This is a genomic window from Vulcaniibacterium thermophilum, assembly GCF_007923255.1.
GTDB classification, from domain to species: Bacteria; Pseudomonadota; Gammaproteobacteria; order Xanthomonadales; family Xanthomonadaceae; genus Lysobacter_F; species Lysobacter_F thermophilum.
This window is the reverse complement of record NZ_VOHJ01000051.1, coordinates 1-12,837: the sequence shown is the minus strand read 5'-3', so window position 1 is coordinate 12,837 and position 12,837 is coordinate 1. Positions and strand designations below refer to the sequence as shown.

10 protein-coding genes, 1 pseudogene and 2 riboswitches are annotated in these 12,837 nt (G+C 70.5%); of the genes and pseudogenes, 8 read left to right on the top strand and 3 right to left on the bottom strand.

From position 1 onward, the window contains the following. The first annotated feature begins 133 nt into the window (after positions 1-133). Positions 134-1,939 (top strand): ABCB family ABC transporter ATP-binding protein/permease, encoded by a 1,806-nt coding sequence (locus FQY64_RS13880; RefSeq protein WP_146475219.1) that lies wholly within the window; start codon positions 134-136, stop codon positions 1,937-1,939. A gap of 475 nt (positions 1,940-2,414) precedes the next feature. Further along, a riboswitch (glycine riboswitch) is annotated at positions 2,415-2,501 on the top strand. Beyond that, a riboswitch (glycine riboswitch) is annotated at positions 2,502-2,603 on the top strand. It abuts the riboswitch before it with no gap. Positions 2,604-2,640: 37 nt separating this feature from the next. Continuing rightward, positions 2,641-5,562, top strand: coding sequence for an aminomethyl-transferring glycine dehydrogenase (gene gcvP, locus FQY64_RS13875; protein WP_146475217.1), 2,922 nt, complete (start codon positions 2,641-2,643; stop codon positions 5,560-5,562). Between the two features lie 77 nt (positions 5,563-5,639). Here the strand turns inward: gcvP and FQY64_RS13870 are convergent, their stop codons facing one another. After that, a complete protein-coding gene (locus FQY64_RS13870) occupies positions 5,640-6,620 on the bottom strand; it encodes a helix-turn-helix transcriptional regulator (RefSeq protein ID WP_146475215.1) in 981 nt (326 codons plus the stop codon). Positions 6,621-6,729: 109 nt separating this feature from the next. Here FQY64_RS13870 and FQY64_RS13865 point away from each other — a divergent pair, with 109 nt between their 5' ends. Then, positions 6,730-7,359 (top strand): glutathione S-transferase family protein, encoded by a 630-nt coding sequence (locus FQY64_RS13865; RefSeq protein WP_146475213.1) that lies wholly within the window; start codon positions 6,730-6,732, stop codon positions 7,357-7,359. Positions 7,360-7,541: 182 nt separating this feature from the next. On the opposite strand, the gene FQY64_RS13860 is transcribed toward FQY64_RS13865, so the two are convergent. Continuing rightward, positions 7,542-8,108 (bottom strand): hypothetical protein, encoded by a 567-nt coding sequence (locus FQY64_RS13860; RefSeq protein WP_146475211.1) that lies wholly within the window; start codon positions 8,106-8,108, stop codon positions 7,542-7,544. Beyond that, entirely contained in the window at positions 8,095-8,610 is a 516-nt protein-coding gene (locus tag FQY64_RS13855) for an RNA polymerase sigma factor (protein ID WP_186761026.1), read from the bottom strand. Before FQY64_RS13855 ends, FQY64_RS13860 begins: the two co-directional genes overlap by 14 nt. Before the next feature lie 109 nt (positions 8,611-8,719). On the opposite strand from FQY64_RS13855, the gene FQY64_RS13850 reads away from it, so the two are divergent. From FQY64_RS13850 to FQY64_RS13830, 5 genes and pseudogenes are all read left to right on the top strand, one after another. Further along, a complete protein-coding gene (locus FQY64_RS13850) occupies positions 8,720-10,183 on the top strand; it encodes an amidohydrolase family protein (protein ID WP_186761025.1) in 1,464 nt (487 codons plus the stop codon). Further along, the gene (locus tag FQY64_RS13845) at positions 10,180-10,728 is read left to right on the top strand and encodes a hypothetical protein (RefSeq protein WP_146475205.1); all 549 of its coding nucleotides are present in this window, start codon (positions 10,180-10,182) and stop codon (positions 10,726-10,728) included. The genes FQY64_RS13850 and FQY64_RS13845 overlap by 4 nt, the downstream gene beginning before the upstream one ends. Positions 10,729-10,836: 108 nt before the next feature. After that, positions 10,837-11,391, top strand: coding sequence for an SRPBCC family protein (locus FQY64_RS13840; protein WP_146475203.1), 555 nt, complete (start codon positions 10,837-10,839; stop codon positions 11,389-11,391). Beyond that, on the top strand, positions 11,388-12,287 hold the full coding sequence (locus tag FQY64_RS13835; protein ID WP_146475201.1) for a sterol desaturase family protein: 900 nt from the start codon (positions 11,388-11,390) through the stop codon (positions 12,285-12,287). The genes FQY64_RS13840 and FQY64_RS13835 overlap by 4 nt, the downstream gene beginning before the upstream one ends. A 198-nt stretch (positions 12,288-12,485) precedes the next feature. Continuing rightward, positions 12,486-12,837, top strand: a pseudogene (locus tag FQY64_RS13830) (hypothetical protein); the annotation flags it as partial.

Here is a 12,837-nt window from a genome sequence, read left to right as displayed (position 1 = left end):
CCGCGCCTGCGGCGCCGTCGCGGCCGGCCGCGGCGCCGGTGCGCGCGCGCGGCGAAGCGTTGCGGCAGCGGCAGCGCTGACGGCCGCCGCGCGGCGCCTTGTCCCCGTCGCCCGGCGGACCCATCTCCGGGCGATGGACTCCACGCCCCTGCCCGACCTGGCCGTCCGCGCGCGCGGCACCGCCCGCAGCGACTTCGGCATCGTCCGCTCGCTGCTGCCCTACCTGCGATCGCACGTCGGCCGCATCGCCGCCGCGCTGCTGTGCCTGCTGGCGGCGAAACTGCTGGGGCTGACGGTGCCGCTGATCCTCAAGCGGATCGTCGATGCGCTCGACGTCCAGGCCAGCCTGCTGGCGCTGCCGGTGCTGCTGCTGACGGCATACGGCGCCGCCCGGGTCGGCTCGAGCCTGTTCACCGAGCTGCGGCAGGTGGTGTTCGCGCGGGTGATGGCGCGCACCGCGCGCGAGGTGACGCTGCAGGTGTTCCGCCACCTGCACGCGCTGAGTCTGCGCTTCCACCTGCAGCGTCGCACCGGCGGCGTGGCGCGCGACGTCGAGCGCGGCGGCACCGCGATCACCGACCTGCTGGACTGGACGATCTACACCATCGTGCCGACCGCGATCGAGGTCGTGCTGGTGACCGCCGTGCTGGTGATCGCCTACGACTGGACCTACGGCGCGATCACGCTCGCCACGCTGGCCGCCTACATCGGCTGGACGTTCGCGGTCACCGAATGGCGCACGCGCTACTACCGCGCCAAGGTCGAGGCCGACACCCGCGCCAACGCGCGCGCGGTGGATTCGCTGCTCAACTACGAGACGGTCAAGTACTTCAACAACGAGGAGCACGAGGCCGCGCGCTACGACGCCAACCTCCGCCACGTCGAGGAAGCGACGGTGAAGAGCCTGAAGACGCTGGCGGTGCTCAACGTCGGCCAGACCGGCATCGTCGCGCTGGGCGTCACCGCGCTGATGTGGCGCGCGGCCAGCGGCGTGGTGGCCGGCGAGCTGACGGTGGGCGATCTGGTGCTGGTCAACGCCTACCTGCTGCAGCTTTCGGCGCCGCTCAATTTCCTCGGCATGATGTACCGCGAGATCAAACAGGCGCTGACCAACATGGAGCGTCTGTTCGGGCTGCTCGACGAGAAGCAGGACGTGCAGGACCGCCCGGACGCCCGGCCGCTGCGCACCCGACGCCCGCACGTGCGCTTCGAGAACGTGCGCTTCGCCTACGACCCGCGGCGCGAGATCCTCAAAGGCGTGACGTTCGACATCCCGCCGGGCCACACGGTGGCGGTGGTCGGCCACTCCGGCTCCGGCAAGTCCACCCTCGCCCGCCTGCTGTACCGCTTCTACGACCCGGACGGCGGCCGCATCACCATCGACGGCCACGACCTGCGCGATCTCACCCAGGCCTCGGTGCGCGCGGCGATCGCGACCGTGCCGCAGGACACCGTGCTGTTCAACGACACCATCCACTACAACATCCTCTACGGCCGCCCCGAGGCCAGCCGCGAGGAGGTCGAGGCCGCGGCGAAGGCGGCGCACATCCACGACTTCATCCTGGCGATGCCGGACGGCTACGAAACCGAAGTCGGCGAGCGCGGGCTGAAGCTGTCCGGCGGCGAGAAGCAGCGGGTGGCGATCGCGCGGGCGCTGCTGAAGAACCCGGCCATCCTGATCTTCGACGAGGCGACCTCGGCGCTCGATTCGCGCTCGGAGAAGGCGATCCAGGCCGAGCTGGAGCGGATCGCCCAAGGCCGCACCACGCTGGTGATCGCGCACCGCCTGTCCACCGTGATGAACGCCGACCGCATCCTCGTCATGGACGACGGCCGCATCGTCGACCACGGCACGCACGAGGAACTGCTCGCCCGCGGCGGGCATTACGCCCAGTTGTGGCAGTTGCAACTGCAGGGCGAGCAGGAACCGGTGGCCTAGAACGTCTCGCGCCACGGACCCGCACGCGAGCGTCGCGCCGTAGGTTGGGCTGAGCCGAAAGGCGAAGCCCAACGCCCCCGCGGCACCACGGGATGGCAGCGTCGTAGGGCGGGTCTCGACCCGCCGCCCCAGCACGTCCGCCGCCCCTGCGTCGTAGGTTGGGCTGAGCCGAAAGGCGAAGCCCAACGCCCCGCGGCACCACGGGATGGCAGCGTCGTAGGGCGGGTCTCGATCCGCCGCCCCAGCCCGTCCGCCGCCACTGCGTCGTAGGTTGGGCTGAGCCGAAAGGCGAAGCCCAACGTCCCCGCGATCCCATCCCGGCTTGCCGGTCCGAAGTTGGGCTTCGCTGCGCTCAGCCCAACCTACGTTCCGCCCAACCACGGGAGCGTCGTTGGCCGATCCGCGTTCATCCGCCGAACTCCGCGGCCTACCCCAACGGCACGCCGGCGATCGACGCGGGCTATAATCCCGCCCGCAGGACGCAGTGGGAGAAGCGGGCTCGCCCCGCTGCCGAAGGCGCAACCGCCCGCAATCGCTCAGGCCCCCACACCGCTGCGTCGCGAAAACTCTGGAGAGACCGGTTCGATCCGGCGCCGAAGGGGCACGAAGCGCGCACCCTCCCCCGCGCTTCCAAACTCTCAGGCAAAAGGACAGAGGGGCATCCACGTGCGCACCGCACGCCTTCGACGACGCCCCTCGCCATGACCAGCCCGACCTCCTCGCCTTCCCTGCGCGACCTCGAGCACCACCACGCCTTCCTCGAGCGCCACATCGGCCCCAACGACGCCGAAATCGCGCACATGCTGCGCGTGGTCGGCCACGACTCGCTGGAGGCGCTGACCGACGCCATCGTCCCCGCCGGCATCAAGTCGCAGCAGCCGCTGGCGCTGCCTGCGCCGCTGACCGAGCAGGAGGCGCTCGCCAGGATCCGCGCCATCGCGCAGAAGAACCAGGTGTTCCGCAGCTTCATCGGCCAGGGCTACTACGGCACCCACACGCCGCCGGTGATCCTGCGCAACATTCTCGAGAACCCGGCCTGGTACACCGCGTACACGCCGTACCAGGCGGAGATCTCGCAGGGCCGCATGGAGGCGCTCATCAACTTCCAGACGATGTGCGCCGACCTCACCGGCATGGAGATCGCCAACGCCTCGTTGCTGGACGAGGCGACCGCGGCGGCCGAGGCGATGACGCTGGCCAAGCGCTCGGGCAAGTCGAAGTCGAACGTGTTCTTCGTCTCCGAGCGCGTGCATCCGCAGACGCTGGCGGTGCTGCGCACGCGCGCCGAGCCGCTGGGCATCGAGCTGGTGGTCGGCAGCGACGAGGACGCCGCGGGCACCGACTGCTTCGCCGTGCTGCTGCAGTACCCCGACACCTTCGGGGCCGTGCGCGACTACCGCGCACTGGCCGAGGCCGTGCACGCGCGCGGCGCGCTGGTGACGGTGGCCACCGACCTGCTGGCGCTGACGCTGCTCACGCCGCCGGGCGAATGGGGCGCCGACATCGTGGTCGGCAACACCCAGCGCTTCGGCGTGCCGTTCGGCTTCGGCGGCCCGCATGCGGCGTTCCTCGCCTGCCGCGATGCCTACAAGCGCTCGATGCCCGGCCGCCTGATCGGCGTGTCGATCGACGCCGAGGGCAAGCCGGCCTACCGCCTCACCCTGCAGACCCGCGAGCAGCACATCCGCCGCGAGAAGGCGACCTCCAACATCTGCACCGCCCAGGTGCTGCTGGCGGTGATGGCGTCGATGTACGCGGTCTACCACGGCGCCGAGGGCCTCACCCGCATCGCCCGCCGCGTGCACCGCATGACCGCGATCCTCGCCGCCGCGCTGAAGCAGGCGGGGGTGCAGGTGGGCGGCGACTTCTTCGACACCCTGCACGTCACCGGCATCGACGCGGACAGCGTCCACGCCAAGGCGCGCGCGGCGCGCATCAACCTGCGCCCGATCGACGGCACCAGCCTCGGCATCAGCTTCGACGAGACCACCACCCGCGAGGACGTGATCGCGGTGGCCGCGCTGTTCGGCGCGAAGATCGACGACATCGACGCGCTCGACGCCGCCACGGCCGACGCGCTGCCGGCCGCGCTGCGCCGTACGTCGAAGTTCCTGCAGCACCCGGTGTTCAACACCCACCACAGCGAGCACGAGCTGCTGCGCTACATGCGCAGCCTCGCCGACAAGGACCTCGCGCTCGACCGCACGATGATCCCGCTCGGCAGTTGCACGATGAAGCTCAACGCCACCGCCGAGATGATCCCGGTGACGTGGCCGGAGTTCGCCAACATCCACCCGCTCGCGCCGGCGGAGCAGGCCGAGGGCTACCGGCAGTTGATCGACGAGCTGGAGCGGATGCTGATCGAATGCACCGGCTACGACGCGGTCAGCCTGCAGCCGAATTCCGGCGCGCAGGGCGAGTACGCCGGGCTGCTGGCGATCCGCGCCTACCACCGCAGCCGCGGCGAAGGCCACCGCGACGTCTGCCTGATTCCCGAATCCGCGCACGGCACCAACCCGGCCTCCGCGCAGATGTGCGGCATGCAGGTGGTGGTCACCAAGTGCGACGCCAACGGCAACGTCGACGTCGAGGACATCCGGGTCAAGGCGGAGAAGTACGGCGACCGCCTCGCCGCGATCATGCTGACCTACCCGTCCACGCACGGCGTGTTCGAGGAGGACATCGTCGAAATCTGCGAGATCGTGCACCGCCACGGCGGCCAGGTGTACACCGACGGCGCCAACATGAACGCGCTGGTCGGCCTGGCCAAGCCGGGCAAGTGGGGTTCGGACGTCTCGCACCTCAACCTGCACAAGACGTTCTGCATCCCGCACGGCGGCGGCGGTCCGGGCGTCGGCCCGTGCGCGGTGAAGGCGCACCTGGCGCCGTTCCTGCCGGGCGCGCTCGGCCGCGACGGCGTGCGCACGCCGGGTGTGGGCACGGGCGAGGTCGGCATGGTGAGCGCGGCGAGCTTCGGCTCGGCCTCGATCCTGCCGATCAGCTGGATGTACATCACGATGATGGGCGCCGAAGGCCTGCGCCGCGCAACGCAAGTGGCGCTGCTCAACGCCAACTACATCGCAAAGCGCCTGGCGCCGTACTACGAGACGCTCTACACCGGCCGCAACGGACTGGTGGCGCACGAATGCATCCTCGACCTGCGGCCGATCAAGGACGCCACCGGCATCAGCGCCGAGGACGTCGCCAAGCGCCTGATCGACTTCGGCTTCCACGCGCCGACGCTGAGCTTCCCGGTCGCGGGCACGCTGATGGTCGAGCCGACCGAGAGCGAGAGCCTGCACGAGCTCGACCGCTTCATCGACGCGATGATCCAGATCCGCGAGGAGATCCGCGCGGTGGAGGACGGCCGCCTCGACCGCGAGGACAACCCGCTGAAGAACGCGCCGCACACCGCCACCCAGGTGGCCGCGAGCGAATGGACGCACGCCTATCCGCGCGAGCTGGCCGCGTTCCCGCTGCCGGTGCTGAAGCAGCACAAGTACTGGCCGCCGGTGGCGCGCGTGGACAACGTGTACGGCGACAAGAACGTGTTCTGCAGCTGCGTGCCGATCGAAGCGTTCGCCGGCGAACCGGAGGCGTTCAGCGAGCCGAACGTGATGTGATCTGCGGCGCAGCGCGCACGGCAAGGCCCCCGCGATGCGGGGCCTTTCCGTTGGCGGCGTCGGACGCGGTCGTTGGGTCAGCGGGCCTGTGCGCGGCACGCAGCGGCGCCCGCCGCCCGCAGCAGACGGGTGCCGAGCGCGTGCATCCGCGCGGCCAGCTCCGGCGGCGATTCGACCTCGAACTCCACATCCAGACGCGCGATGTGGTAGGCGAGCGCGTCGAGCGAATGCGCGCCGGCTTCGAGCACGCAGCGCCCGGCATCGAGCGCGTGCAGGCTGGCGGCCAGCGGCGGCACGTGCTCGCGCATGCGCTCGACGGGCGCGTGCAGCACCACGCGCGCGCGGATCGGGTACGGCTGCGTGCTGACGGTGCGCGAGACGTAGGCGGCCAGATCGCCCTCGGGCAGCCTGCGCGGCAGGAAGCGCGCGCCGGCCTGCGGCGTGCCCGCGATGCGATCGACGCGGAAGGTGCGCCAGTCGGCGCGGCCGAGATCCCAGGCGACCAGATACCAGCGCGTGCCGGCGCACACGAGGCCATGCGGTTCGATCTCGCGCTCGCTGGCGCGCCCTTCGTGATCGCGGTAACGCAGGCGCAGGCGTTCGTGCTCGCGGCATGCGGTGGCCAGCGCGGTGAGCAGGTCCGGCCCGACCTGCGGCCCCGTCATCCCGAGCGGCGCGACGGCGGCGTGCAGCGCGCGCACCCGCCTGCGCAACCGCGCCGGCAGCAGCGATTCCAGCTTGGCGAGCGCGCGCACGGCGGTCTCCTCCATGCCGCTGACGGCCGCGGTCGCGGCCAGGCGCAGCCCGAGCGCGACCGCGAGCGCCTCGTCGTCGTCCAGTTGCAGGGGCGGCAACGCGGCGCCGGCGCCCAGCCGGTAGCCGCCCGCCGTGCCGGGGCTCGATCGCACCGGGTAGCCGAGGCTTCGCAGGCGGTCGATGTCGCGCCGCAGGGTGCGCGGGGTGACGCCCAGGCGCGCGGCGAGTTCGGCGCCGGGCCAGTCGCGGCGCGCCTGCAGCAGCGACAGCAGGCGGAGCAGGCGTGCGGAGGCGGCGATCATCGCGGGCAAGACCGAGGACAGGATCTGTCCGCAACGCAGCGTAGCCTGTGCCCGTCGCCGGCGGAACCCGCCGGCGGCGTCGGCTCCGCAACCGGAACAGGAGGACCCCATGTCGCTGAAGCTGTATGCCGCGCCGATGTCCAGCGCCACCCCGGTGGTGCACGCCATCAGGGAACTGCAGGTGCCGTGCGAGATCGTGATGCTCGATCTCAAGGCGGGCGATCAGAGAAAACCGGAGTTCCTGGCCCTCAACCCGAACGGCAAGGTGCCCACGCTGGTGGTCGATGGCACGCCGATGTTCGAGGCGGTGGCGATCTTGCAGTGGCTGGGCGACCGCTACGGTGTCGAACGCGGGTTGTGGCCGGCCGCCGACGCGCCGGAGCGGCCGACCGCGCTGTCGTGGACCGCGTGGGCGTACGTCACCGTCGGCGCGCAGATCCAGCGCCTGAACTATGCGCGCAGCCCGAACGTCGATCCGCGTCTGCATCATGCGCCGGCGGCGGAGTCGGCGCTGACGGAACTCGACCGGCTGGTCGGCCTGCTCGATGCGCGCCTCGCGCAGCGGCCGTACCTGCTGGGCGAGGCGTTCTCGCTGGTCGATCTGGTGGTGGGGAGCGTGGTCACGTACGGCACCTACTGCGGCGTGCCGGTGGACCGCCACCCGCACGTCGGCGCCTGGCTGGAGCGTTTCCAGGCGCGTCCCGCGTTCCGCGAGGCATGGGGAGCCGCGGCGAGCTGAGCGCCTCGCGGCTCTCAGGCTCGACCGTGCGCCCATGCGCCGCGGCCTGCGCGCGATGGCCGATGCGGCGGCGCCATCGCGCCGGCCGCTCGGCGAGCCGAACGTCATGCAATCGAGTGCGCGGGGGCCGTGCTCCCCGCCCCCTCGCCTCTCATCCATCGATGTTCGGCCGGGTGCCGCGGTCAACGCCGACCGAGGCGCCGCATCTTCCGGTACTCGGCGAGAATCCGTGGGCGACTGCGTGCGCACCACCAGCGGCTGCCGGCGCACCAGAGGGCGGACCACGCGAGCAACCAGACGCCCGCGATGCGCCATTCGCCTCCACCGAGCAGCATGGCCATGCTGCCTGCGACGGCCGCATAGATCAGCAGTGCCCATGCGCTGCGCTCGGTCAGAGCGAGGCTTCGCATCGACCCACGCAACTGACTCGCCCTGCTTCGGGCGAACACCGCGACGCTCTCGGACACGGTGGTCGGCACACGCTCGGTACGGCGCAACTGCACGCTCCACACGACCACCAGGAAGACCGTGAAGAACGGCAGCAGCAGCCAATGCACCGGCGTCATCTCGCCGTCCACCAACGGTTTGCCGAGCGCGACGACCGCGAACAGCGTCAGCGCGGCCTCTCCCGCCCGCCACAGCACGAGCCGGCGCCGGTGACGCCTCACGCGCGCTGCGAGCTCGTCAATCGAAACGGCCGGGATGGACTGGCTTTGCCAGAGCGAGCGCAGCTCCTTATCGATGTCCATCGTGCATCTCCTGCAACTTGCGGCGCGCGCGATGCGCCCGCACGCCCACGTTGTCGATCGTGATCCCGAGCATCTCGGCGATCTCACCGTACTCGAAGCCTTCGAGCTGAAGCAGCACCACCTGCCGCAGCGGCAGCGGTAGCGTCCGTACTGCGCACAAAAGCCATTGCACGCGCGCATCGGCGGGATCGCCATGCTGCGGGTCCGCCAGCTCCATCGCATCACCTTCCAGCGACAACGAACGCGGCGCGCGCGTTTCCTCGCGCACGTGACTTGCCCCCACGTTGTGTGCGATGCGCAGCACGAAAGGCAACAGACGGTCGGTGTCGCGCAGACGATCGAGGCTTTGCCAGATGGCCAGAAGCACCTCCTGCATCAACTCCTGTTGCAGCGCAGGATTGGCTTCATACGCGCGCACGGTTCGCCAAAGCTGCGGGAGACAGGATTCGACGCGAGGCCACAACGACGACATCGACGAGCTTTTCTTGGCGGGGTCGATCACGGAGTCGGCCCGTTCGGGCGATTTCTTACAGACAGAAAATTCCGGCAGCGGTGTAAGAAACGGTCACCCCCCGGTGCACTGCATGGGCAGTCCTCGACGGAAACTTCCCATGCGTACATTCTCCCGCACGCGGACCAGGCTGCTCGCCACGTATGCCCTCGTTGCCGGAACGCTTGCGCTCCAGCCGCTCGCCCCTGCGTACGCGGAAACGGCGATCAGCCTGGACAACGTCCGCATTCTGGACCCCGAACGGGGAACAACCAGCGTTGCGCGCTGCATTCGTATCGAAGGCCAACGCATCGCCGCCATCACGGCGGCCGGCGCGAGGCGCTGCTTGCGCGACGCGGATCGGCTGGACGCGGAGGGGCGCTTCGCCGTTCCCGGGTTCATCGACATGCACGCGCATCTGACGCTCGGCCCCCTCGAGCTGCGCCGTGAGCGTGGGGAGCTGCGCATGATCGCAGGCGCCGACGACGACATCGCACGCCACAACGCGCAGCGACTCGTGGCCTTCGGCGTGACGAGCGTGCGCAATCCCGGCGGTGACTTGCAGGCGGCCGCCCGCTATGCGACGTGGCGTTCGCAGTCGGATGCCGTAGGCCCCGAAAGCTTCGATGCGGGTCCGGTCATCCACAACGCCCCCATCGAAGGCCTGAGCGTCGCGGTCCGCACGCCGGAGGAAATGCGCGAGGTCGTCGCCGGGCAGGTGGCGCAGGGTGCGGATTGGATCAAGTTGTACACCGGGCTGTCGCCCACTCTGCTGAAAGCGGGCATCGATGCCGCGCACGCGCATGGGCGTCCTGCCGTCGCACATCTGGACGAAGTGCCTTGGACCGCCGCGCTGCCGATGGGCCTCGACGGTATCGTCCACCTGATGCCGACCAGCCCCGAGCTGCTCCCGGACGAAGAGCGGCAAGCATGGCAATCGGAGCGTCGGCCGGGCACCTTTGCGTTCTTCGAGTGGTGGGAGCATTTCAACCCCGATGGGCCGGAGGCGGATCGGCTGGTCGAGGCCTTCGACCGCCACCGGCCCGTGTTCGACGCCACGCTCGTGGCGTTCCATGCCGCATTCGTGCAGGACCGCGACGGCGCGTACAAGGACGACGCACGCCGTTACGCGCACTCCCGGTTGCATGCGAGCTGGAAGGGCTGGTTCACCTTCGCGCTCGGCTGGGAAGCCGCCGACTTCGAACGCGCCCGTGCGATCTGGCCCAAGGTGCAGCGCCTGGCACAGCGCCTGTACGGCACCCGGGCGCGCGTGACGGTGGGCACCGACATGAGCAATCCCTGGATCGCGCCGGGAATCAGCATGCATCGCGAGATGGAGCTGCTTGCCGAGTCCGGCGTGCCGACCGCTCGCGTTCTGCAAGCAGCCACCGCGAACGCTGCCGATGCGCTGGGGATCGGTGATCGCGTCGGGCGAATCCGACGCGGCTACGAAGCCGATCTCGTCTTGCTCGAACGCAACCCGCTCGACGACATCCGCCACACCCGCTCGATCCACACCGTGGTGATCGACGGCCGGGTGTTGCCTCCCGCGCAACTTGCCATCCTCAAAGGAGAAACGCCATGAAGAAGCACCCGTTCCGTCCTCTTGCCATCGTCCTGACGACCGCGCTGCTCGCCAGCCCCGTCGGACGGGTCTTCGCCGGCGAACGGCCTGCCGACTGGGCCACGCCGGAGGCCATCGTCCATGCGCTCTACGAATCCATCTCGGCCGATCCGAATGGCCAGCGCGACTGGGATCGTTACCGTGCGTTGTTCTTCAAGGACGCACGCATGGCGATCGCGCTGGACGGCAAGGTCGCGCAAGGCATCATGTCGATGTCGTCGGAGCAGCTGGTGGAGCAGACCGAGGCCAACTATCGATCGACCGGCTTCCACGAGATTCCACTGGTGACGCGGGTGCAGCGGCACGGTGCGATGGCGTCGGTGTACAGCAGTTTCGAAGTGAGGCTGCGCGCAACCGACCCGAAGCCGCTCATGCGTGGACTCAACCACTTCCAGCTGCTGCACGACGGCGAGCGCTGGTGGATCGTGTCCAACGTCGGCGTGATGGAAACTCCGAACTCGCCGCTTCCTGCCGAGTTCGCCAACGCTTCGCCGTCCGCCCGCTGAGGCGCTCCGCGAAGGGCGAGCCAGGGACGGCTCGTTTCTTCGGACACGGTCGAATGCCGGGCCGCCGTCCCAGCCCCGACGCGAGCGGGACATGCCTCGAGCGCGATCGTGGCTACCGTGCGCCGCCGCATGGACAAGCCCGCAGCCGCGCGCGAGACTCGCCGCATGGAGATCGTCTGTCAGGCCGAGCAGCAGCTCCCCTGCCCGCCCGGGCAGGCATTCGCGCTGATCACGGATGCCGACCGCTTCCCCGCGTTCTTCCGCGGCTGCGGGCCGGTTCCGGCAGTGCGGGCGGTCGAGCTGGATGCGCCGCCGCTGGCCGTCGGCGCGCGACGCACGGTGCGCAATGCCGACGGCTCGGTGCTGCGCGAGGTGGTGACCGCGTTCGAACCGCCGCGTCGGCACGCCTACCGGCTCGACGGTTTCCGGCCGCCGTTCGCGTGGCTGGTGCGGCACGGCGATGCGTGCTGGACGGTGGAGCCGGACGCGGCCGGCAGCCGCGTGCGCTGGAGCTACCGCTTCGCCCTCGCGCATGCCGCCGCCTGGCCGGTCGCCGCGCCGCTGCTGCGTCTGTTCATGACCGCCGCGATGCGCCGCTGCCTGCGCGCGATGGCCGATGCGGCGACGCCCATCGCGCCGGCGCGGCTGGAGGTGCGCCCATGAAACCGGATCTGATCCTGCTGGCGCTGGCGCCGGTGTTCCTCGCGTTCATCGCGATCGAGGCGGTGTACTGGAAGCGGCGCGGACGGTCCGCGTACAGCCTGCGTGACACGCTGTCCAATGCCGCGCTGGCGCTGATGCACCAGGGCTCGGATCTGCTGGCGGGCGTGTTCGTGATCGGCGTGTACGCCTGGGTGCACCAATACCGGCTGTTCGACATCCCCGCCACCGGGTGGACCATCGCCGCCCTGTTCGTCGCGCAGGACTTCCTCTACTACTTCTTCCACCGCGCGAGCCATCGCGTGCGCTGGATGTGGGCCTCGCACGTCACCCATCACTCCTCCGAGCGGCTCAACCTCTCCACCGCGTTCCGCCAGAGCCTCACCTATCCGATCTCGGGCATGTGGCTGTTCTGGATCCCGCTGGCGTGGATCGGCTTCGCCCCGGCGCACGTGGTGGCGGTGGTGGCGATCAACCTAGCGTTCCAGTTCTTCGTGCACACCGAAGCGGTCGGCAAGCTCGGCTGGCTGGAGTACGTGTTCAACACGCCCTCGCATCATCGCGTGCATCACGCCAGCAATCCGAAATACATCGACCGCAACTACGCCGGCGTGCTGATCGTCTGGGACAGGCTGTTCGGCACGTTCGTGGAGGAAGACCCGGCCGAGCCCTGCCGCTACGGCATCGTCAAGCCGGTCCGCACCCACAACCCGATCGCGCTGACCTTCCACGAATGGCGCGACCTGCTGCGCGACGCGCTGCGGCCGCAACCCTGGCGCGAGCGCCTGGCGCAGATGTTCGGTCCGCCCGAGCGCGCGCATTCGGTGCGCGACTACCTCGCCGGACGGGGCGCGGAACCGGCGCGGACCGAGCCGTCGCAACCCTCGCTGGCCGGCTGAGCGCGCGGCGCGGCGGCCGCCGCCGAAACGGCGCACGCGTGAGGCGACCTCTGTTTCACCGCGCTCCGGTAGAGTGACCTGCCCGCGGACCGCGAGGACGGCGACCTCGCCCGGGCTGCGTGCGGGGCCGCGTGCCCGATCGCCCGCGCCCGCGCGCCGTCGTCGCCGCGGTGTCGCGTATCGAACGGAGGTGGGTGAATGCTTCGACCGGTGATCGTGCTGGCGGCCGTGCTGGCGTTGGGCGCATGCAAGCGCGAGGGCGCCGGCGACGGCGCCGACGACAGCGCGCCGGCGCGCGCAGTGGCCGGCAGCGCGAACGCCCCGCTGCCCGCGCCGCTCGGCACGCCGGGGCAGACCGTGACGGGAATGCCGGACGCACAGCCGCTGCCGCCCGCGCCCGCGGAGGGCGCGCTCGCGCCGGTGGATGCCGCGGAGGGCAGCTCGTCGACGCCGGCCATCGACCCGGCGACCGGCCTGCCGCTGCCGGTGCCGGCGCCCGGCGAGATCGCGCCGGCCCCGGCCGCCGCGCCCGGCATGCCCGGCGTGCCCG

What these genes read in the sequence shown, in the direction of transcription:
- FQY64_RS13835 (WP_146475201.1), top strand. Translation starts at nt 11,388, where the DNA reads ATGAAACCGGATCTGATCCTGCTGGCGCTGGCGCCGGTGTTCCTCGCG.
- FQY64_RS13860 (WP_146475211.1), bottom strand. Translation starts at nt 8,108, where the DNA reads ATGGACATCGATAAGGAGCTGCGCTCGCTCTGGCAAAGCCAGTCCATC.
- FQY64_RS13845 (WP_146475205.1), top strand. Translation starts at nt 10,180, where the DNA reads ATGAAGAAGCACCCGTTCCGTCCTCTTGCCATCGTCCTGACGACCGCG.
- FQY64_RS13850 (WP_186761025.1), top strand. Translation starts at nt 8,720, where the DNA reads ATGCGTACATTCTCCCGCACGCGGACCAGGCTGCTCGCCACGTATGCC.
- gcvP (WP_146475217.1), top strand. Translation starts at nt 2,641, where the DNA reads ATGACCAGCCCGACCTCCTCGCCTTCCCTGCGCGACCTCGAGCACCAC.
- FQY64_RS13880 (WP_146475219.1), top strand. Translation starts at nt 134, where the DNA reads ATGGACTCCACGCCCCTGCCCGACCTGGCCGTCCGCGCGCGCGGCACC.
- FQY64_RS13865 (WP_146475213.1), top strand. Translation starts at nt 6,730, where the DNA reads ATGTCGCTGAAGCTGTATGCCGCGCCGATGTCCAGCGCCACCCCGGTG.
- FQY64_RS13870 (WP_146475215.1), bottom strand. Translation starts at nt 6,620, where the DNA reads ATGATCGCCGCCTCCGCACGCCTGCTCCGCCTGCTGTCGCTGCTGCAG.